Genomic DNA, 18,772 nt, shown 5'->3' with positions numbered 1-18,772 from the left:
CCGGCGATGACATTCGTCCAGCGCAGAGTTGATGATTCGCTCGCAAGCTCGCTCATGCCGCCGCCACCTGCTCGCTGTCGCGGATGAGGCGCAGGAACGCCTCTTCCAGGTCGTCGGTGCCGGCCGCGGCGCGGATCGCGGCGGGGGAGTCGTCGCCGATCAGCCGGCCCTCGCGGATCAGCAGCAGCCGGTCGCAGCGCCCGGCCTCGTCCATCACGTGGCTCGAGACCAGCAGGGTCGTACCCGCCGCGGCCAGCGCGTGGAACTTCGCCCACAGGTCGGCCCGCAGCACCGGGTCCTGCCCGACGGTGGGCTCGTCGAGCACCAGCAGCCGGGGCGCGCCGATCATCGCGCAGCCCAGCGAGGCCCGGCTGCGCTGGCCGCCGGACAGGTTGCCGACCAGCTGACCGGCCGCGCCGGCCAGGCCGACGTCGGCGATCGCCCGGTCCGCGTCGGCCGCGCCGAGGCCGTACAGGGAGGCGAAGTAGCGGGCGTTCTCCCGGACCGAGAGGTCGGCGTAGACGCTGGGCGCCTGGGTGACATAACCCACCGTACGCCGCAGAGCCGGCGCTCCCGCCGGCTCGCCGAGCACCGTGACCGTGCCCGACTTCACCACCTGGACGCCGACGATCGCCCGGATGAGCGTCGTCTTGCCACTGCCGCTGGGGCCGAGCAGCCCCGTGACGCTGCCGGCCGCGACCGCGCAGCTGACCTCGTGCAAAACGCGGCGCTTGCCGCGCTCGACCACGAGGTCCTCGACCTCGATGGCGCTGGTCATCATGCCTCCCCAGTTAATTCATCGACCGATGAGTTCAACGCTAGATGAATTCCGCGGGCAGGGCAATGACAAAAGCCGCGACCCCCGTCGGGGATCGCGGCTTTCAGTTGTGCGGTGCCGGCCTACAGGGCCAGGATGCGGTCCAGGAACTCGCGGTAACCGCGCATCGCCATCCGCATGCTCTCGGTGTCCGGCGTCGAACCGGCGCGCAGCGGGTCCAGCTCGTCGCGTTCGGCCAGCATCGACTCGGTGAGCTCGTGCACGGCCTCGGTGAGCAGGTCGTGCGCCCGGGTCAGGGCGGCCACCGGGTCGTCGACGAACTGCGCCTTGACCTCGTGCCACTCGGAGCGGAACTGCTCGCTGGCCGACTCCTCCCAGAAGGTGATCGAGACGTCGTTGACGTCGCCCGGGCGCAGCGGGGTCTCGCCGGCCGCCTTCGCGGCGCGCCGGCCGGCCGCGGCCTCCTGCACGTCGTCCAGGTTGGCCGACCGCCGGGGAGCGGGCGCGACCTGCTCGTCGGTGGCCTCGTCGTCGCGGCTGCGCCGGCCGCCGGATCCGCTGACCGGGACGCTGGCGCTGCCGGAGGCACCCGCCCGCGGGCCGGCGGTGGCCCAGCCGGTGGGCTCGAGCCGGGTCGGCGCCGACGGGTCGATCGCCGGGGCGTGCGGCGCCGGGGCCTGTGCCGTCGGGGCCTGTGAAGTCGGGGTGTGCGACGCCGAAGTGTGCGGCGCCGGGGCCGGCGCGGCGGCCGGCGGCGTGCTCACCGGACGCCCCGGCATCGGCACCGGCACCTGGGCGGAGCCGGCCGCCGACGGCGTGGCGCCGGCCGGCCGGCCGGCGGGCTGCGGTGAGCTTCCCTGCTGCGGGCCCGGCTGCTGCGGGGGGACGGGCGCGGACGGGGTCACGCTCGGCGCGGTCTGCTGGCCGGGACCGGTCACCGAGGCCGAACCGGAGGCCTGCGGCGCGAACGGCGAAGGCGCGAACGGGGGACCGGCCGGACCGGCATCGTCGGCCGGCGCGAACGGCGAGCGCGCACCGGGCTGACTGTCTCCGCCGGTGGGCGCGAACGGCGACCGCGTACCGGGCTGACTGTCACCGCCAGTGGGCGCTAACGGCGACCGCGGGCCGGGCGGGGCGTCGTCCCCGGCTCCGCCGAACACGGGCCGGTCGTCGCCGGGACCGCCGAAGGCCGACCGGTCGTCGCCGGTACCGCCGAAGACCGACCGGTCGTCGCCGGGGCCGCCGAACGTGGATCGCTCCTCGCCGGCGTTGCCGAAGGCCGGCCGCTCCTCGGCAGGGCCGCCGAAGACGGGCCGCTCCTCGGCGGGCATGAACGCGGACCGCATCGCCTCGTCACCGGGAGGCGCGAACGGGGACGGGTCGTCGCCGGTCGGGGCGAACGGCGAGCGCGGGCCGCCGCTCACCGGGGCCTGGCCGTTGGCGATCGGGATGCCGCCGTGCCGGGGACCGGCGTCGCCGTTGCGGTGCCCGTTGGTCTCCACCGGCGGGAAGCCGCCCTGGTTGGTCCACCGGGCGCCGTTGGTGCCGAGCAGCGCGTCCGCCGGGCGCCGCGAGCCGAGCGCCACCATCTGGGTGTCGCTGGTCAGCGCCGGGTGCGGCCGCGCGGCGAACGGGGCCGGCTGCTCGTCGGGCTCCGGCTGGTCATCGTGCGGCTGGGACTGCTGATCGCTCACCTGCGGGTGCTCCCCGTTCGGGCCGGCGGCGCCGGCTTGCTGGTCGGACGTGTGCGCCGCGGCGCCGGTGGCGTCCGGCCGGACGCCCGGGTCCTCTTCGGACTCGCGGGGCGCCGGCGTGGACATCCCGTGCACCGGCCAGAAACGGGCCAGGCCGCGTGACTGCCGGTTCTCGGGCTCGGACGTCGGCTCCATCGGTTCAAGACTCCCGTTCCAGTGGCGGCGCCATCCGCGGGGCGGGCCGGTCGGACGGCGGGCGCTGCGCCTTCTCAGGTGCGGCGCACGACGACGGTACCGTCCCCGGCCTCCCGGTCACACCCCCAGTGCGGGTCCGTGACCGGATCGTGGGCTACCGGTACGGCCCCGTGGACGCTGGTACCCGATACGAGAGAATGTGACACTGTGCCCGCGACTGACCTTGTGAACGGACCTGTCTCCGCGCTGGACCCGGCGATCGCCGCCCGCCTGCGCCGCACCCCCGACGGCCTGGTGGCCGCGATCGTCCAGGAGGCCGGCACCGGCGACGTGCTGATGCTGGCCTGGATGGACGACGAGGCGCTGCACCGCACGCTGACCACGGGCCGGGCCACCTACTGGTCCCGCAGCCGCGGTGAGTACTGGGTCAAGGGCGCCACCTCGGGCCACCACCAGTACGTCCGTTCGGTGGCGCTGGACTGCGACGGTGACGCACTGCTGGTCACGGTCGATCAGGTCGGCGCGGCCTGTCACACCGGCACCCACACCTGTTTCTCCGACGACCTGCACGCCGTGCCGGGGGAGAGCTCATGACCAGCGGTTCGGTGACACCGGACGAGGACGCCTTCGTCGCGCAGGCGGCCCGGCGCCGGGTGGTGCCCGTCGTGCGGCGGCTGCTGGCCGACGGTGAGACCCCGATCGGCGTCTACCGCAAGCTGGCCGGCGGCCCCGGCACCTTCCTGCTGGAGTCCGCGGAGCAGGGCGCGGGCTCGGCCGCCTGGTCGCGATACTCGTTCATCGGCGTGCGCAGTGCCGCCACCCTGGTGGAACGCGACGGCCAGGCTGCCTGGCTCGGCAACCCGCCGGCCGGCGTACCGGTCGGCGGAGATCCGGTGGTCGCGCTGCGGGAGACCGTCGCGGCCCTGGCCGCACCCGAGGAGCCCGGTACGGGCGACGACCTGCCCCCGCTGACCGGCGGCATGGTCGGTTACCTCAGCTACGACCTGGTCCGCCGGTTCGAGCGGCTGCCGTCCACCACCACCGACGACGTGCCTCTGCCCGAGCTGGGCATGATGCTCGCCACCGACCTGGTGGTGCTCGACCACTACGACGGCTCGGCCATCCTGGTGGCGAACGCGGTGCTCGACGCCGGCGCCGACGCGCGCGCCGCTCGTGCGGCGTACCACCAGGCGGTCGGCCGGCTCGACGCGATGACCACCGCGCTGTCCCGGCCCACCCCGCCGATGATCTCCACCGTCGAGCGGCGCCCGGCCGGTGACGTGGTCAGCCGCACCGCCCCGGGCGACTACCAGAAGGCGGTCGAGACGGCCAAGGAGGCCATCCGGGCCGGCGAGTGCTTCCAGATCGTCGTCGCGCAGCGCTTCGAGCGGGCCACCGACGCCGACCCACTGGACGTCTACCGGGTGCTGCGCGCGACGAACCCGAGCCCGTACATGTACCTGCTGCGCTTCGACGACTTCGACATCGTCGGCTCGTCGCCCGAGGCGCACCTCAAGGTCAGCGCCGAGCAGGGCGGGGTGCGCCGGGCGCTGCTGCACCCGATCGCCGGCACCCGCTGGCGCGGCGGCACCCCCGAGCAGGACAACGCGCTCGCGGCGGAGCTGCTGGCCGACCCCAAGGAACGCTCCGAGCACGTCATGCTGGTCGACCTGGGCCGCAACGACCTGGGCCGGGTGTGCCGGGCGGGCACGGTCGAGGTGCCGGACTTCGCCCGCATCGAGCGCTACAGCCACGTCATGCACATCGTCTCGACCGTCGTCGGTGAGCTGCGCGCCGACCGCAGCGCCTTCGACGCCCTGGCCGCCACGTTCCCGGCGGGCACCCTGTCCGGTGCCCCCAAGGTCCGGGCCATGGAGATCATCGAGAGCCTCGAGCCGACCCGGCGCGGCCTGTACGGCGGCACGGTCGGCTACTTCGGCTTCGCCGGTGACATGGACATGGCGATCGCGATCCGTACGGCGCTGATGCACGGCGGGACGGCGTACGTGGGGGCCGGCGCCGGCATCGTGGCGGACTCCGACCCGGCGGCCGAGGAGCAGGAGACCCGCAACAAGGCCGCGGCCGTGCTGGCGGCGATCGCGGCCGCCGAGACGCTGCGCGCGGCCCGCTGATGACTCCCGGCCGCCGGCTGGCGTACGCGGTCCTGCTGTGCGCCGCGGGCGCCGGGCTGGCCGTCTACGGCGTGACCCGCACCTGGTCGGAGATCGTCACCGCGCGGCCGGGCCTGTCGTCCCTGCGCGACGCCCGGACGGGCGCCGACCTGGAGCCCTGGGTGATCGGTCTGGCGCTGGTGGCGCTGGCCGGAGCGGGCGCGCTGCTCGCCACGCGCGGTCTGCTGCGCCGGTCACTGGGCGGGCTGCTGGCGCTGGTCGGCGCGGGTGTCGCGGCCGGGGCCGTCGCCGGCCGGGCCGGCCTGGACGTCGGCGCGGCCGGGACCGGCGCCACCGTCTGGCCGGTGGCCTGCGTGCTGGGCGGGCTGCTGATCGTGCTGGGCGGCCTCTGGGCGGCCCGCTCCGGTCACGAGTGGCCGGCCATGGGCGCCCGCTACGAACGCCGCGGTGCCGCGGACGCGCCGGTCGTCGACGCGGACGTGGATCAGCGGGTGGACACCAGGGCGGCCTGGGACGCGCTCGACCGCGGCGACGACCCGACCGCGCGCTGACGGTCGCGCCGGGGGCCCCGGTGCGCGTTCGCGGCCAGGGCCGCGACCATCGCGTCCATGTCGGCGCGGGCCTGGGCCCGGGCGCGGTCGGCGCAGATCGCCGCCCACGCGTTGCCCTGGGCGGTCCGGACGTTCTGGTCGCCCACCACGCGGCGCTCAATTTCGGCCGCGAGCTCGGCGGCCGCCGCGACGACGGCCCGGGAGACGGCGACGAAACCAACCTCTGCAGTAGCCATGGTCAACCTCACGAGACTCGTGCCGGGGGGCGGCGTTGCTGACGCCGCCGACCAGTCTGCCGGAGTCCGATGATGCCGGAGTCGTATTTCCGATCGGTGACACCACCGTCACCGCCAGGGGGGATCAACCGATCATCCAGGGGGTCGCAGGTAGTCGCCTGATGCCGGCGAGGAGGATGTGACGGATGAAACAGCGCGCCACCCGGGTGCGCATTATGCCGCAGCCCATCTCGTGAGGCGCGCCATACCCCGGGGGGCTGGACATGTCGGCGGCCACCTAGCATCGGGCCGAGGACACCCGGAGAGGGGAGTCATTAGGTGACATCCGATCAGGCGGCGGGCAGTGGCGGACCCGCGGAGCGTGGTGCGGGACCGCAGAACGTGCTCGAGGAGATCCTGGCCGGGGTCCGCGAGGACGTCGCGGCCCGCCAGCAGCAGCTCTCGCTGGAGCAGGTGCGTGACCTCGCCGCGGCGGCACCGCCGGCGATCGACGCGTACGCGGCCCTGCGCAAGCCCGGCGTGGCGGTGATCGCGGAGGTCAAGCGGTCGTCGCCGTCCAAGGGCGCGCTGGCCGACATCCCGGACCCGGCCGAGCTGGCCGGCGAATACGCGGCCGGCGGCGCGCGCTGCATCAGCGTGCTCACCGAGGGCCGCTGGTTCGGCGGCTCGCTCGAAGACCTGGCCGCGGTGCGGGCCGCGGTCGGCGTGCCGGTGCTGCGCAAGGACTTCGTCGTGTCGAGCTACCAGGTGCACGAGGCCCGGGCCCACGGCGCCGACCTCGTCCTGCTCATCGTGGCCGCGCTGGAGCAGAACGTGCTCACCGGCCTGCTCGAGCGCATCGAGTCGCTGGGCATGACGGCGCTGGTCGAGGTGCACAACGAGGAGGAGGCCGACCGGGCCCTGGACGCCGGAGCCCAGGTCATCGGGGTCAACGCCCGCGACCTGCGGACCCTCGAGGTGGACCGGTCCGTCTTCGAGCGGATCGCGCCCGGCCTGCCCAACAACGTGGTCAAGATCGCCGAGTCCGGCGTGCGCGGCCCCCACGACCTGATCCGGTACGCGTCGGCCGGCGCGGACGCGGTGCTGGTCGGCGAGGGTTTGGTGACCAAGAAGAGCCCCCGCGACGCGGTCGCCGAGCTGGTCAACGCGGGCAACCACCCGGCGACGCCCCGGCCGGTGCGATGAGTGCCCCGGCCCTGCCGGACCTCGCCGGGCACTTCGGCCGCTACGGCGGCCGGTTCGTGCCCGAGGCGCTGGTCCGGGCGCTCGACGAGCTCGACGCGGCGTACCGGGCGGCCAAGGTCGACCCGGTCTTCCAGGCGCGGTTCACCGGCCTGCTGCGCGACTACGCGGGCACGCCCTCGCTGCTCTACCGGGCCGAGCGGTTCTCCGCCGCGATCGGCGCGGAGGTGCTGCTCAAGCGCGAGGACCTGAACCACACCGGCGCCCACAAGGTGCGCAACGTGCTGGGCCAGGCCCTGCTGGCCAAGCAGATGGGCAAGCCGCGGGTCATCGCCGAGACCGGGGCCGGCCAGCACGGCGTCGCCAGCGCCACCGCGGCCGCGCTGCTCGACCTCGAGTGCGTCGTCTACATGGGCGAGACCGACACCGAACGCCAGGCCCTGAACGTGGCCCGGATGCGCATGCTCGGCGCCACCGTCGTGCCGGTGACCAACGGATCCCGCACCCTCAAGGACGCGCTCAACGAGGCCCTGCGCGACTGGGTCTCCAGCGTCGACACGACCCACTACCTGCTGGGCACGGCGGCCGGTCCGCACCCGTTCCCGGAGATCGTGCGCGACTTCGTCGGCGGCATCGGCATCGAGGCCCGCGCCCAGTGCCTGGACAAGCTGGGCCGGCTGCCCGACGCGGTCGCGGCCTGCGTGGGCGGCGGCTCCAACGCGATCGGCATCTTCCACGCCTTCGTCCCCGACACCGACGTGCGCCTGTACGGCTTCGAGGCCGGCGGCGACGGGGTGCAGACCGGCCGGCACGCCGCGTCGATCACCGGCGGCTCGGCCGGGGTGCTGCACGGCGCCCGCACGTACGTGCTGCAGGACGAGGACGGCCAGACGGTCGAGTCGCACTCGATCTCGGCCGGCCTGGACTACCCCGGCGTCGGTCCGGAGCACGCCTGGCTGCACGACACCGGCCGCGCCCGCTACGAGCCGGTCACCGACGCCGAGGCGATGGCGGCGTTCCAGCTGCTCTGCCGCACCGAGGGCATCATCCCGGCCATCGAGAGCGCGCACGCGCTGGCCGGTGCGCAGCGGATCGTGCCGGCGCTGACCGAGGAGCTCGGCCGCACCCCGACGATCGTGATCAACCTGTCCGGGCGCGGGGACAAGGACGTGCACACCGCGGGCGCCTACTTCGGCATCCTCGACCAGGTCGAGACGATCGTCCCGGGGGAGAACTCGTGAGCATCGCCGACACCTTCGGCAAGGCCCGGGCCGAGGGGCGCGCGGTGCTGGTGGGCTGCATGCCGGCCGGCTTCCCGAGCGTCGACGAGAGCATCGCCTCGATGGTCGCCATGGCCGAGTCCGGCTGCGACGTCATCGAGGTCGAGCTGCCGTACAGCGACCCGGTCATGGACGGGCCGGTGATCCAGAAGGCCAGCGACATCGCGCTGGCCGGCGGCGTGCGCACCCGCGACACGCTGCGGATCATCGAGGCGGTCGCGAACGCCGGGGCCACCGTCGTGCTGATGACGTACTGGAACCCGGTCGAGCGCTACGGCGTGGACGCGTTCGCCCGCGACCTCGCCGCGGCCGGCGCCACCGGCATGATCACCCCGGACCTGATCCCGGACGAGGCCGCAGAGTGGATCGCCGCCGCCGACCGGTACGCGATCGACCGCACGTTCCTGGTCTCGCCCTCGTCGACCGACGAGCGCCTCGCCATGACCGTCGCCCAGTGCCGCGGCTTCGTCTACGCGACCGCGCTGATGGGCGTCACCGGCGCGCGCACCGCGGTCTCGTCGCAGGCACCCGAGCTCGTCGCCCGGATCCGCGCGGCCGACCCGGAGATGCCCGTCGGCGTCGGCCTGGGCGTCGGCACGGGTGCGCAGGCGGCCGAGGTGGCCGCTTTCGCCGACGGCGTGATCGTCGGCAGCGCGCTGATCCGGTGCGTGCTCGACGCCCCCGACCGGGGCACCGGCCTGGACCGGCTGCGCGCGCTCAGCGCGGAGCTGGCGGAAGGCGTACGGGTCAGCAAGGCCTCTTGATGATTCTGTCAGCGCCGGGCGGTAGGGTGCGCGCGTGAACCTCGCCGCTATCCCCAGCCCCACGACGTCGGTCTGGCACGTGCTCGGCCTGCCGATCCGGGCGTACGCACTCTGCATCGTCGCGGGCATCGTGGTCGCCGTCCTGGTCATGGAGTGGCGGCTGCGCCGTCGCGGCGTCGCGCCGTGGGCGTCGCTCGACATGGCCGTGTGGGCGGTGCCGTTCGGCATCATCGGCGCGCGGATCTACCACGTCATCACGTCACCGGGCGACTACTTCGGCGCCGGCGGCGACCCGATCCGGATCTTCCAGATCTGGGAGGGCGGCCTCGGCATCTGGGGTGCGGTCGCCGGTGGCGCGCTCGGCGCCTGGTTCGCCGCCCGCCAGCTCGGCCTGCCGCTGAGCGTCTTCGCCGACGCGCTGGCCCCGGCGCTGCCGCTGGCCCAGGGGATCGGCCGGCTCGGCAACTGGTTCAACAACGAGCTGTACGGCAGCGTCACGACCCTGCCGTGGGGCCTGCGGGTGCACGACATGGACCGGGCCAACCCGGGCCACGCCACCGTCATCGACGGCAAGGCCGTGACCCTGCCCGACCTCTACCACCCCGCCTTCCTGTACGAACTCCTCTGGGACTTCGGCGTGGCCGGCCTGGTCTTCTGGCTGGACCGCCGCTTCAAGTTCGGCCGCGGCCGGGCGTTCGCGATCTACGTGATGGCGTACTGCGCGGGCCGCTTCTGGATCGAGATGCTGCGCGTCGACGAGGCCAACCACATCTTCGGCATCCGGCTCAATGTGGTCACGTCCGTCGTGGTGTTCCTCGGCGCGCTGATCTACTTCCTGATGGTCAAGGGCCCCCGCGAGTACGTGGTGCCGATCGACGCCCCCGACTCGGCCCCGGAGCCCGGCGCCGACAGCGACGTCTCCCAGGTCGACGTGGGCGGGGCGCCGGCCACGACCAAGCCGCCGTCGGCGTACCAGGTGGTCAGCGAGGAGCGCTTCCACGCGTACGAACGCACGGGCGTCCTGCCGCCCGCCACCGATTCACCGGCCGAGCCCGACCCCACTGAGGCCGGCCCCACCGAGCCCGCGGAGCCCGACAGCAAGTCGTCGGCCTCCGCATCCGCCGACGAACACTGACGGCCAGGCCCCGGCGGAAGGCGGCGGCGTGCGCACGGCCGTGGTGGTGGGAGCGGGCATAGCCGGACTGGCCGCCGCCGGAGCACTGGCCCGCGACGGCTGGCACGTCACCCTGCTGGAGTCCGGCGAACGGATCGCGGCATCCCCGACGGCACTGGTGCTGTGGCCGAACGGCCGGCGCGCCCTGCAAGCCCTCGACCCCGACGGCGGCTGGTCAGCGATCGCATCGCCACTGCCCGACGGTGGCGTCCGCCGCCCGGACGGCCAGTGGCTCGCCGCACCACGCGCCCGCCCCGGCGCAGGCCCGGCCCCGGCGGTCGTCCACCTCGAGGACCTCTACGACGCCCTGGTGGCGGGCCTCGGCGACCGGGTCGACATCCGCACCGGCATCGACATCACCGGCGTACGCACCGGCGGTGCCCAGCGCCCCTCGGTGACCGACGGCCGGAGCCGCTTCGAAGCGGACCTGCTGGTCGCCGCTGACGGCATCGACAGCCGGGTCCGCCGCGCTTTGGCCCCCGAGGCAGCCGCCGTGGGCTCCGGCTTCGCGGCGTGGCAAGCGGTCATCCCCGGCTACCGCGTACCGGACCTGCCGGCCGACCAGGCAGCCGGCGGCGAAACCCTCGGCGCCGGCTACCGCTTCGTCTCGATGCCCCTGGGCGGCCGCGCAGCCGGCCGGGGTGGCGTTTATTGGGTGGCCACCGCGGCCGGGGCGCCGCGCCCGGAGTCACCCGCGACCCAGCTGGAGCTGCTGCGGCGCTGGTTCGCCGGCTGGCACGCACCGGTCGGAGCGCTGCTGGCGGCGACCCGCCCCGAAGACCTGGTGCCGCAGGAGGTCCGCGAGCTGCGGCCACTGCCACGCGCCTACGGCTTCCGTGCCGGACCGGGTGGCGTGGTGTTGCTCGGCGATGCCGCTCACGCCATGCCGCATCACTTGGGGCAGGGTGCTTGTCTGGCCTTCGAGGACGCGGCCACTCTGCGGGCCCTGGTCGCGGAAACGCAGCCTGGTCCGGCTTTGTGCGCGGCGGTGGAGGAGTACGACCGGGCGCGACGGCCTCGCACGACCAGCGTGGTCCGCCAGAGTCGGCGGATGTCGGCGGTCGTGCAGGCCCGTGGGCGGCTGGCGCTACGGGCGCGCAATGCAGCGCTGGGGTCGTTGCGGCCTCGGATCCTGGGCCACGCCCACGGTCTCACGGCCGACTGGCAGCCCCCGGAGTAACCGCGCCTACAGAGCGGCAGTAGCAGCCGGCTCAGCGATACAAGCCGTACCGATGCGCCGGAACCCGACCTTCGAATACAACCGCGCCACGTCGTCGTCCCCCGCGGACAGGAACACCAGCTCGCTGCCCTCCATCAAGGTGCGCCGCGCCAGGCTCGCCGTCAGCTGTGACGCGTACCCCCGGCGCCGGGCCGACGGCAGCGTTGCCACTCCGGCGACCTCGGCCACGACACCCACTCGCTGAATCGACCCGCAAGCCAGGATTCCCTCGGTCGGGGACTCGACCACAGCGCTGAGGAAACGCCCGGATGAGTGCCGGCGTACCAGCTCCGCCACCGCCTCCTCGTTCAGCGGCGGCACCGCGTCGCGTTGGGCCGGGCCGGCGACTTCCACCACCAGTGACCCCGTCTGCACAGTCGTCGCGTTGGCCGGCGCGCCGAAGCCCAGCCTGCCCACCGCGCGGCTGGTGCTGATGTCCGCCGGGAAGGTCGGTGCCGCCGGGTCGAGGAAGCGGATCGTGGCGCCGGGCAGCGGCAGGTCCGGCACCAGCGCCGCGCTCTCCAGCACCATCAGGGGCGCGAGCAGCACGTCGAGGCCGGCCGAGCGGGCCACGGCCAGCAGGTCCGGGGTTGTCTCGTGCACCCATTCGAAAGCCTCGGGCACGCCGAGGTCTCGTTGCCGCTGCCGCACGGCGGTAACATCGGCGGCGGACGGTGTGCCGGCGCCGCCCAGGCGGGGGCGGGCGTAGTAGGGCCAGCCCTTGCCGTTGTTGACGAAGAGCACGAAACCACCGATCTCCTCCGCGACGGCGGCGTCGCGGGGTACGGCATCGTAGAAGCGTTCCAGCCGGGTGAAGACGTCGGTATCCTCTAGCGCCACCGCGCGAGACTACCCGTTGAGCCGCCGGCGCCTCTCGCCCGGCAGTGACATACCGCCCTCCGGACCGTCGCCGAGGACATTTCGGTGGGGCAAAAGTGTGATCCATCCGCACCTGGCGGAGATCGGTGACGACTAACGTAGACTCTAGAGACTTTTGCAGGGCCGACGTCGTCCCGACCTTGAACGGAAACACCAGTGACGATCGGAGGCCCGGTGGCTCTTCCGCACCCCCAGGGGCTACATCTTCCCGCGGCGGAAAACCGAAGCGACGCCCAGAGCCGCGGCTTGTACGACCCGGCTCAGGAGCATGACGCGTGCGGTGTGGCCTTCGTGGCCGACCTGTACGGCCGGCGCTCCCACGACGTGGTCGCCAAGGGCCTCTCGGCGCTGATCCGCCTCGACCACCGGGGCGCCCGCGGCGCCGAGTACAACACCGGCGACGGCGCCGGCATCATGATCCAGGTCCCGGACGCGTTCCTGCGCGACGTGGTGGATTTTGAGCTCCCGCCGGCCGGCTCGTACGCGACCGGTCTGGTCTTCCTGCCCAACGACCCGGAGGCGGCCGCCCGTTCCGTCGCCGTCTTCGAGAAGTACGCCCTCGTCGAGGGGGGCGACATCCTCGGCTGGCGTGACGTGCCCGTGGAGCCGTCCGGGCTCGGTGAGACCGCCGAGGCCGCCCGCCCGCGGATCCGTCAGGTCTTCCTCGCCGCGCACCGGCTCACCGGCGGCAAGTCCGGCCCGGCCGGCGAGCCGCTGTCCGGCCTCGAGCTGGACCGGGTCGCGTTCTGCATCCGCAAGCAGGCCGAGCGGGAGAGTTCGCAGCGCGGCGTCGCGGCCTACTTCCCGTCGCTGTCGGCGCGCACCATCACCTACAAGGGCATGCTGACGCCCGACCAGCTGCCCGCGTTCTTCCCGGATCTGACCGACGAGCGCGTGGACAGCGCCATCGCGCTGGTGCACTCGAGGTTCTCCACCAACACGTTCCCGTCGTGGCCGCTCGCCCACCCGTACAGGTTCATCGCGCACAACGGTGAGATCAACACCATCCGCGGCAACCGGAACTGGATGGCCGCCCGCGAGGCGCTGCTCGCCTCGCCGACCGTGCCCGGCAACATCAAGCGGCTGTTCCCGATCTGCACGCCCGAGGCGTCGGACTCGGCGAACTTCGACGCCGTGCTGGAGCTGCTGCACCTGTCCGGGCGCAGCCTGCCGCACGCCGTGCTGATGATGATCCCGGAGGCCTGGGAGAACGACCCGGCCATGGATCCGGCGCGGCGCGCCTTCTACCGCTTCCACGCCAGCCTGATGGAGCCGTGGGACGGCCCGGCCAGCGTGGCGTTCACCGACGGCAGCATCATCGGCGCCGTGCTCGACCGCAACGGCCTGCGCCCCGGCCGCTGGTGGCACACCAGCGACGGGCTGGTCGTGCTGGGCAGCGAGGCCGGCGTGCTCGACCTCGACCCGGCCACGGTGGTCGCCAAAGGCCGGCTGCAGCCGGGCCGGATGTTCCTGGTCGACACCGAGGCCGGCCGGATCGTGCACGACGACGAGATCAAGGCCGAACTGGCCGCCGCCGAGCCCTACGACGAGTGGCTGCACGCCGGGCTGATCGACCTGCGCGACCTGCCCGCCCGCGAGCACGTCATCTACACCCACGACTCGGTCATGCGCCGCCAGCAGGTCTTCGGCTACTCCGAGGAGGAGCTGAAGATCCTGGTCGCGCCGATGGCCCGGACCGGGGCCGAGCCGCTGGGGTCGATGGGCACCGACACGCCGATCTCGCCGCTGTCGACCCGCCCACGGCTGCTGTTCGACTACTTCCACCAGCTGTTCGCCCAGGTCACCAACCCACCGCTGGACGCCATCCGCGAGGAGCTGGTGACCAGCCTGGCCACGACCATCGGGCCGGAGGGCAACCTGCTCGACCCGGGCCCGGCCAGCTGCCGGCAGATCGTGTTGCCGTACCCGGTCATCGACAACGACGACCTGGCCAAGCTGCTCTCCATCGACGAGGACGGCGACCTGCCCGGTTTCAAGGCGGTCCGGGTCTCGGGGCTCTACCCGCTGCGTGACGGCGCGGCCGGCATCAAGGCGCGCCTGACCCAGATCTGCCGGCACGTGTCCGAGGCGATCGAGGACGGCGTGCGCATCCTGGTGCTGTCCGACCGCGACTCCAACGCCGACCTGGCGCCGATCCCGTCGCTGCTGCTCACCGCCGCGGTGCACCAGCACCTGGTGCGGGAGCAGACCCGCACGCAGGTGGCGCTCGTCGTGGAGAGCGGCGACTGCCGGGAGGTGCACCACGCGGCCGTGCTGATCGGGTACGGCGCCGCGGCGGTCAACCCGTACCTGGCGTTCGAGAGCGTCGACGACCTCATCGCCACCGGCCCGCTCGCCGGGATGGACTCGAAGAAGGCGGTCGGCAACTACGTCAAGGCGCTCGGCAAGGGCGTCCTGAAGATCATGTCCAAGATGGGCATCTCCACTGTGTCCTCGTACTGCGGCGCGCAGGTGTTCGAGGCTGTCGGCCTGGACAACAAGCTGCTGCAGCGCTACTTCGCCGGCACGTCGGGGCGGATCGGCGGCTCCGGCCTGGCCGAGATCCACGCGGAGGTCGCGGCCCGGCACGCGAAGGCGTACCCGAAGAACCCGGCCGAGCGCAGCCACCGCCGCCTCGAGGTCGGCGGCGAGTACCAGTGGCGCCGCGAGGGCGAGGTCCACCTGTTCAACCCGGAGACCGTCTTCCTGCTGCAGCACGCCACCCGCAGCAAGCAGTACGACGTCTTCAAGCAGTACACGGCCAAGGTCGACGGTCTGGCCGAGGCGGCCGGTTCGCTGCGCGGGTTGTTCCGCTTCAAGGACCGTCAGGCGATCCCGCTGGAGGAGGTCGAGCCGGCCAGCGAGATCGTCAAGCGGTTCGCCACCGGCGCGATGAGCTACGGCTCCATCTCGGCGGAGTCGCACGAGACCCTCGCGATCGCGATGAACCGCCTCGGCGGCAAGTCCAACACCGGTGAGGGCGGCGAGGACGTCGAGCGCCTGTACGACCCCGAGCGCCGCTCGTCGGTCAAGCAGATCGCCTCCGGCCGGTTCGGCGTGACCAGTGAATACCTGGTCAACGCCGACGACCTGCAGATCAAGATGGCGCAGGGCGCGAAGCCCGGCGAGGGTGGCCAGCTGCCCGGTAACAAGGTGTGGCCGTGGATCGCCAAGACCCGGCACGCCACCCCGGGCGTCGGGCTGATCTCGCCGCCGCCGCACCACGACATCTACTCCATCGAGGACCTGGCCCAGCTCGTCCACGACCTCAAGAACGTCAACCCCGCTTCGCGCGTACACGTGAAGCTGGTCTCCGAGATCGGGGTCGGCACCGTCGCCGCGGGCGTGGCCAAGCTCAAGGCCGACGTGATCCTGATCTCCGGCCACGACGGCGGCACCGGCGCGTCCCCGCTCAACTCGCTCAAGCACGCCGGCTCCCCGTGGGAGCTCGGCCTGGCCGAGGCCCAGCAGACGCTGCTGCTCAACAAGCTGCGCGACCGGGTCACCGTGCAGGTCGACGGTCAGCTCAAGACCGGCCGCGACGTGATCATCGCGGCGCTGCTCGGCGCGGAGGAGTTCGGTTTCGCGACCGCGCCGCTGATCGTCTCCGGCTGCATCATGATGCGGGTCTGCCACCTGGACACCTGCCCGGTCGGCATCGCCACGCAGAACCCGGTGCTGCGCGAGCGGTTCACCGGCAAGCCCGAGTTCGTGGAGAACTTCTTCCTGTTCCTGGCCGAGGAGGTCCGCGGCTACCTGGCCGAGCTGGGCTTCCGCACCATCGACGAGGCCATCGGGCACGCCGAGATCCTCGACGTGGCCCCGGCCGTGTCGCACTGGAAGGCCAAGGGCCTGGACCTGGCCCCGGTGCTGTTCGTGCCGGAGCTGCCCGAGGGCGCCGCCCGCCGCGGCGTCGTCGCCCAGGACCACGGGCTGGAGAAGGCGCTCGACAACGAGCTCATCGCGCTGGCCGCCCCGGCCCTGGCCGAGGGCACCGAGGTCCGCGCCGAGGTGGCCGTGCGCAACGACCATCGCAGCGTCGGCGCGATGCTCGGCGGCGAGGTCACCCGCCGCTACGGCGGTAACGGCCTGCCCGACGACACGATCCACTTCACCCTGCGCGGCACCGGCGGGCAGTCGTTCGGCGCGTTCCTGCCGCGCGGGGTCACCCTGCGGCTGATCGGCGACACCAACGACTACGTCGCCAAGGGCCTCTCCGGCGGCCGGGTGATCGTGCGCCCGGCCGAGACCGCGCCGTTCGTCGCGGAGGAGAACATCATTGCCGGCAACACCATCCTGTACGGCGCCACCGGCGGTGAGGTGTTCCTGCGGGGACGCGCGGGTGAGCGCTTCGCGGTCCGCAACTCCGGCGCCGCGGCGGTCGTCGAGGGCGTCGGTGACCACGGCTGCGAGTACATGACCGGCGGCACCGTGGTGGTGCTCGGCACGGTCGGGCGCAACTTCGCTGCGGGCATGAGCGGCGGCACCGCGTTCGTGCACCGCCTCGATCCCGGCCGGGTCAACCCGGAGCTGGTCGACCTGACCCCGCTCAACGCCGAGGAACAGGAACAGCTGCACACCCTGGTGCGTAAGCACTTCGCCGAGACGGGCTCCGCCGTGGCGCAGCGCCTGCTCGCCGACTGGCCGGCCGCGGTGAGCGAGTTCACCGCGGTGGTGCCGCGCGACTACAAGCGCGTGATGGAACTGATCAAGACCGCCGAAGCCGCCGGTCGGAACATCGACGAGGCGGTTATGGGGGTTACCCGTGCCTGATCCCAACGGTTTCCTGCGCTACGAACGGCAGCTGCCCAAGCGCCGCCCGGTGCCGGTACGCATCCGCGACTGGCGCGAGGTGTACCCGCCCGCCGGCGAGGAGCTCATCCGCGACCAGGCCACCCGGTGCATGGACTGCGGTATCCCGTTCTGTCACGAGGGCTGCCCGCTGGGCAACCGCATCCCGGACTGGAACGACCTGGTCCGCACCAACGCCTGGGACGCGGCGGCGGAGAGCCTGCACGCGACGAACAACTTCCCGGAGTTCACCGGCCGGCTCTGCCCGGCGCCGTGCGAGGCCGCCTGCGTGCTGGGCATCGCCGACGACCCGGTGACGATCAAGCAGGTCGAGGTGGAGATCGCCAACCACGCGTTCGCCACCGGCCTGCGCCCGCAGCCGGCTCCGGCGCAGTCCGGGCGCAGCGTGGCCGTCGTCGGTTCCGGCCCGGCCGGGCTCGCCGCCGCCCAGCAGCTGGCCCGGGCCGGTCACGCCGTCACGGTCTACGAGCGCGACGACAAGATCGGCGGCCTGCTCCGGTACGGCATCCCCGACTTCAAGCTGGAGAAGAACCGCATCGACGAGCGGCTGGCGCAGATGGCCGCCGAGGGCGTGGTCTTCGAAACCGGTGTCAACGTGGGCGTCGACATCACCGCCGACGACCTGCGGGAACGCTTCGACGCGGTGCTGCTGACCTGCGGCGCCCTGGCCGGCCGGGACGCCTCCGACACCCCGGGACGCCACCTCGGCGGCGTGCACCTGGCCATGGAGCACCTCGTCCCGGCCAACCGGGTGGTGGCCGGCCAGCAGGAGAGCACACCGATCGACGCCGCGGGCAAGCACGTGGTGATCATCGGCGGTGGCGACACCGGCGCCGACTGCCTCGGCGTCGCCCACCGGCAGGGCGCGGCGGGCGTGATCCAGCTCGACCAGTACCCGCTGCCGCCGGAGACCCGGCTCGGCGAACTGCACCCGTGGCCGACCTGGCCGGTCATCCTGCGCAACTACCCGGCCCACGAGGAGGGCGGCGAACGCATCTTCGGCGTCGCGGTCCAGGAGTTCGTCGACGACGGTACGGGCAACGTGACGTCGGTACGGGTCGCGGACGTGGTCGTGGAACGGGTCAACGGGCGCCGTACCGTCACGGTCCAGGAGGGCTCCGAGCGCGACCTGCCCGCCCAGCTGGTGCTGCTGGCGATCGGCTTCGAGGGCACCGAGCAGCAGCCGCTGCTGGAGCAGTTCGGGGTGACCCGCAACGCCCGCGGCGCGGTCGACGCCGGCGACGACTGGCAGACCGGCGTGCCGGGCGTGTTCGTCGCGGGTGACATGCACCGCGGCGCCTCGCTGATCGTCTGGGCCATCGCCGAGGGCCGGGCGGCCGCCGCCGCCATCCACACCTACCTGGGCGGCTTCGGCGAACTGCCGGCACCGGTACGCCCGTCGTCGCAGCCACTGGCCGCGGTGCGCTGATCCACGAGTCGGTCACGGGGCGGTGCGTCCGCCCCGTGACCCACTACGCTCCCCGTGCCGGGCCGGCAGCGCGTTGCGTTGCTCGGCGTCGCGTCGACGGACCCCGCCCCGTGCCGGGCCGGCGACGCGTGCCGATCACTGCTCAGTTCTCTCCGTGCTCACGCCACGCAGACCGTTCGTCGCTGAGTCGCCGGCTGCCGTTCCCAGTCCGACGGGGCCGCGTCACGCGGGAGCCGTTCCCGGTCCGACCGGGCCGCGTCACGCAGGAGCCGTTCTCGGGCCGCCTCGCTCTCGCGTGCCTGTTCCCGCTCGGCACGTTCCAGCACCCGCCGCCGTCGCGACGCTGACCAGCTGAATCTTTCCGCCTGCTCTTGGAACGCCATCGTCACACCCCCATGACCACTGCGGCTGCATCACTTGCTGCCATCAACACGTCACGATGTGTTC

14 protein-coding genes are annotated in these 18,772 nt (G+C 73.1%); 10 read left to right on the top strand and 4 right to left on the bottom strand.

Translation table 11 applies throughout. The annotated features are described in order from the left end of the window. Nucleotides 1-52: 52 nt before the first annotated feature. On the bottom strand, nt 53-778 hold the full coding sequence (locus ACZ6S4_RS03880) for an ABC transporter ATP-binding protein (RefSeq protein WP_465473409.1): 726 nt from the start codon (nt 776-778) through the stop codon (nt 53-55). 122 nt (nt 779-900) lie between these two features. Continuing rightward, on the bottom strand, nt 901-2,667 hold the full coding sequence (locus tag ACZ6S4_RS03875; RefSeq protein WP_465473408.1) for a hypothetical protein: 1,767 nt from the start codon (nt 2,665-2,667) through the stop codon (nt 901-903). 225 nt (nt 2,668-2,892) lie between these two features. Here ACZ6S4_RS03875 and hisI point away from each other — a divergent pair, with 225 nt between their 5' ends. The 3 genes from hisI to ACZ6S4_RS03860 are packed head-to-tail and all read left to right on the top strand — an operon-like array spanning nt 2,893 to nt 5,350. Beyond that, on the top strand, nt 2,893-3,261 hold the full coding sequence (hisI, locus tag ACZ6S4_RS03870) for a phosphoribosyl-AMP cyclohydrolase (RefSeq protein ID WP_465473407.1): 369 nt from the start codon (nt 2,893-2,895) through the stop codon (nt 3,259-3,261). Next, nucleotides 3,258-4,799 (top strand): anthranilate synthase component I, encoded by a 1,542-nt coding sequence (locus ACZ6S4_RS03865; protein WP_465473406.1) that lies wholly within the window; start codon nt 3,258-3,260, stop codon nt 4,797-4,799. Before hisI ends, ACZ6S4_RS03865 begins: the two co-directional genes overlap by 4 nt. After that, on the top strand, nt 4,799-5,350 hold the full coding sequence (locus ACZ6S4_RS03860) for a Trp biosynthesis-associated membrane protein (protein ID WP_465473405.1): 552 nt from the start codon (nt 4,799-4,801) through the stop codon (nt 5,348-5,350). The genes ACZ6S4_RS03865 and ACZ6S4_RS03860 overlap by 1 nt, the downstream gene beginning before the upstream one ends. Here ACZ6S4_RS03860 and ACZ6S4_RS03855 read toward each other — a convergent pair. Then, nucleotides 5,284-5,586, bottom strand: a complete 303-nt coding sequence (locus tag ACZ6S4_RS03855; protein ID WP_465473404.1) for a hypothetical protein — start codon at nt 5,584-5,586, stop codon at nt 5,284-5,286. The two genes, ACZ6S4_RS03860 and ACZ6S4_RS03855, sit on opposite strands and share 67 nt — an antisense overlap. A 381-nt stretch (nt 5,587-5,967) precedes the next feature. Here ACZ6S4_RS03855 and trpC point away from each other — a divergent pair, with 381 nt between their 5' ends. From trpC to ACZ6S4_RS03830, 5 genes are read left to right on the top strand one after another with little or no spacing between them, the layout of a single operon-like run. Then, on the top strand, nt 5,968-6,771 hold the full coding sequence (trpC, locus tag ACZ6S4_RS03850) for an indole-3-glycerol phosphate synthase TrpC (protein ID WP_360549008.1): 804 nt from the start codon (nt 5,968-5,970) through the stop codon (nt 6,769-6,771). Next, the gene (gene trpB, locus ACZ6S4_RS03845) at nt 6,768-8,009 is read left to right on the top strand and encodes a tryptophan synthase subunit beta (RefSeq protein ID WP_465473403.1); all 1,242 of its coding nucleotides are present in this window, start codon (nt 6,768-6,770) and stop codon (nt 8,007-8,009) included. Before trpC ends, trpB begins: the two co-directional genes overlap by 4 nt. Further along, entirely contained in the window at nt 8,006-8,812 is an 807-nt protein-coding gene (trpA, locus tag ACZ6S4_RS03840) for a tryptophan synthase subunit alpha (RefSeq protein WP_465473402.1), read from the top strand. Before trpB ends, trpA begins: the two co-directional genes overlap by 4 nt. Before the next feature lie 34 nt (nt 8,813-8,846). Next, complete coding sequence (gene lgt / locus ACZ6S4_RS03835; RefSeq protein WP_465473401.1) at nt 8,847-9,947, top strand: prolipoprotein diacylglyceryl transferase; 1,101 nt, start codon at nt 8,847-8,849, stop codon at nt 9,945-9,947. Between the two features lie 28 nt (nt 9,948-9,975). Then, complete coding sequence (locus ACZ6S4_RS03830; RefSeq protein ID WP_465473400.1) at nt 9,976-11,166, top strand: FAD-dependent oxidoreductase; 1,191 nt, start codon at nt 9,976-9,978, stop codon at nt 11,164-11,166. 6 nt (nt 11,167-11,172) lie between these two features. Here the strand turns inward: ACZ6S4_RS03830 and ACZ6S4_RS03825 are convergent, their stop codons facing one another. Beyond that, nucleotides 11,173-12,045 carry a GNAT family N-acetyltransferase gene (locus ACZ6S4_RS03825; protein WP_465473399.1) on the bottom strand — a complete coding sequence of 291 codons (873 nt, stop codon included), beginning with the start codon at nt 12,043-12,045 and terminating at the stop codon, nt 11,173-11,175. Between the two features lie 285 nt (nt 12,046-12,330). Here ACZ6S4_RS03825 and gltB point away from each other — a divergent pair, with 285 nt between their 5' ends. Both gltB and ACZ6S4_RS03815 read left to right on the top strand, forming a co-directional pair. Then, on the top strand, nt 12,331-16,857 hold the full coding sequence (gltB, locus tag ACZ6S4_RS03820; protein ID WP_465473398.1) for a glutamate synthase large subunit: 4,527 nt from the start codon (nt 12,331-12,333) through the stop codon (nt 16,855-16,857). Further along, on the top strand, nt 16,850-18,325 hold the full coding sequence (locus tag ACZ6S4_RS03815) for a glutamate synthase subunit beta (RefSeq protein WP_465473397.1): 1,476 nt from the start codon (nt 16,850-16,852) through the stop codon (nt 18,323-18,325). The genes gltB and ACZ6S4_RS03815 overlap by 8 nt, the downstream gene beginning before the upstream one ends. The last annotated feature ends 447 nt before the right edge of the window (nt 18,326-18,772 follow it).

It is taken from the genome of Actinoplanes sp. NPDC051405, assembly GCF_055586185.1.
This window is presented reverse-complemented; position numbering and strand designations above follow the sequence as displayed.

Bases quoted from the DNA above. Each gene is read 5' to 3' on its own strand.
- ACZ6S4_RS03865 (WP_465473406.1), top strand. From the start codon at position 3,258: ATGACCAGCGGTTCGGTGACACCGGACGAGGACGCCTTCGTCGCGCAG.
- ACZ6S4_RS03875 (WP_465473408.1), bottom strand. From the start codon at position 2,667: ATGGAGCCGACGTCCGAGCCCGAGAACCGGCAGTCACGCGGCCTGGCC.
- ACZ6S4_RS03855 (WP_465473404.1), bottom strand. From the start codon at position 5,586: ATGGCTACTGCAGAGGTTGGTTTCGTCGCCGTCTCCCGGGCCGTCGTC.
- ACZ6S4_RS03860 (WP_465473405.1), top strand. From the start codon at position 4,799: ATGACTCCCGGCCGCCGGCTGGCGTACGCGGTCCTGCTGTGCGCCGCG.
- trpB (WP_465473403.1), top strand. From the start codon at position 6,768: ATGAGTGCCCCGGCCCTGCCGGACCTCGCCGGGCACTTCGGCCGCTAC.
- ACZ6S4_RS03880 (WP_465473409.1), bottom strand. From the start codon at position 778: ATGACCAGCGCCATCGAGGTCGAGGACCTCGTGGTCGAGCGCGGCAAG.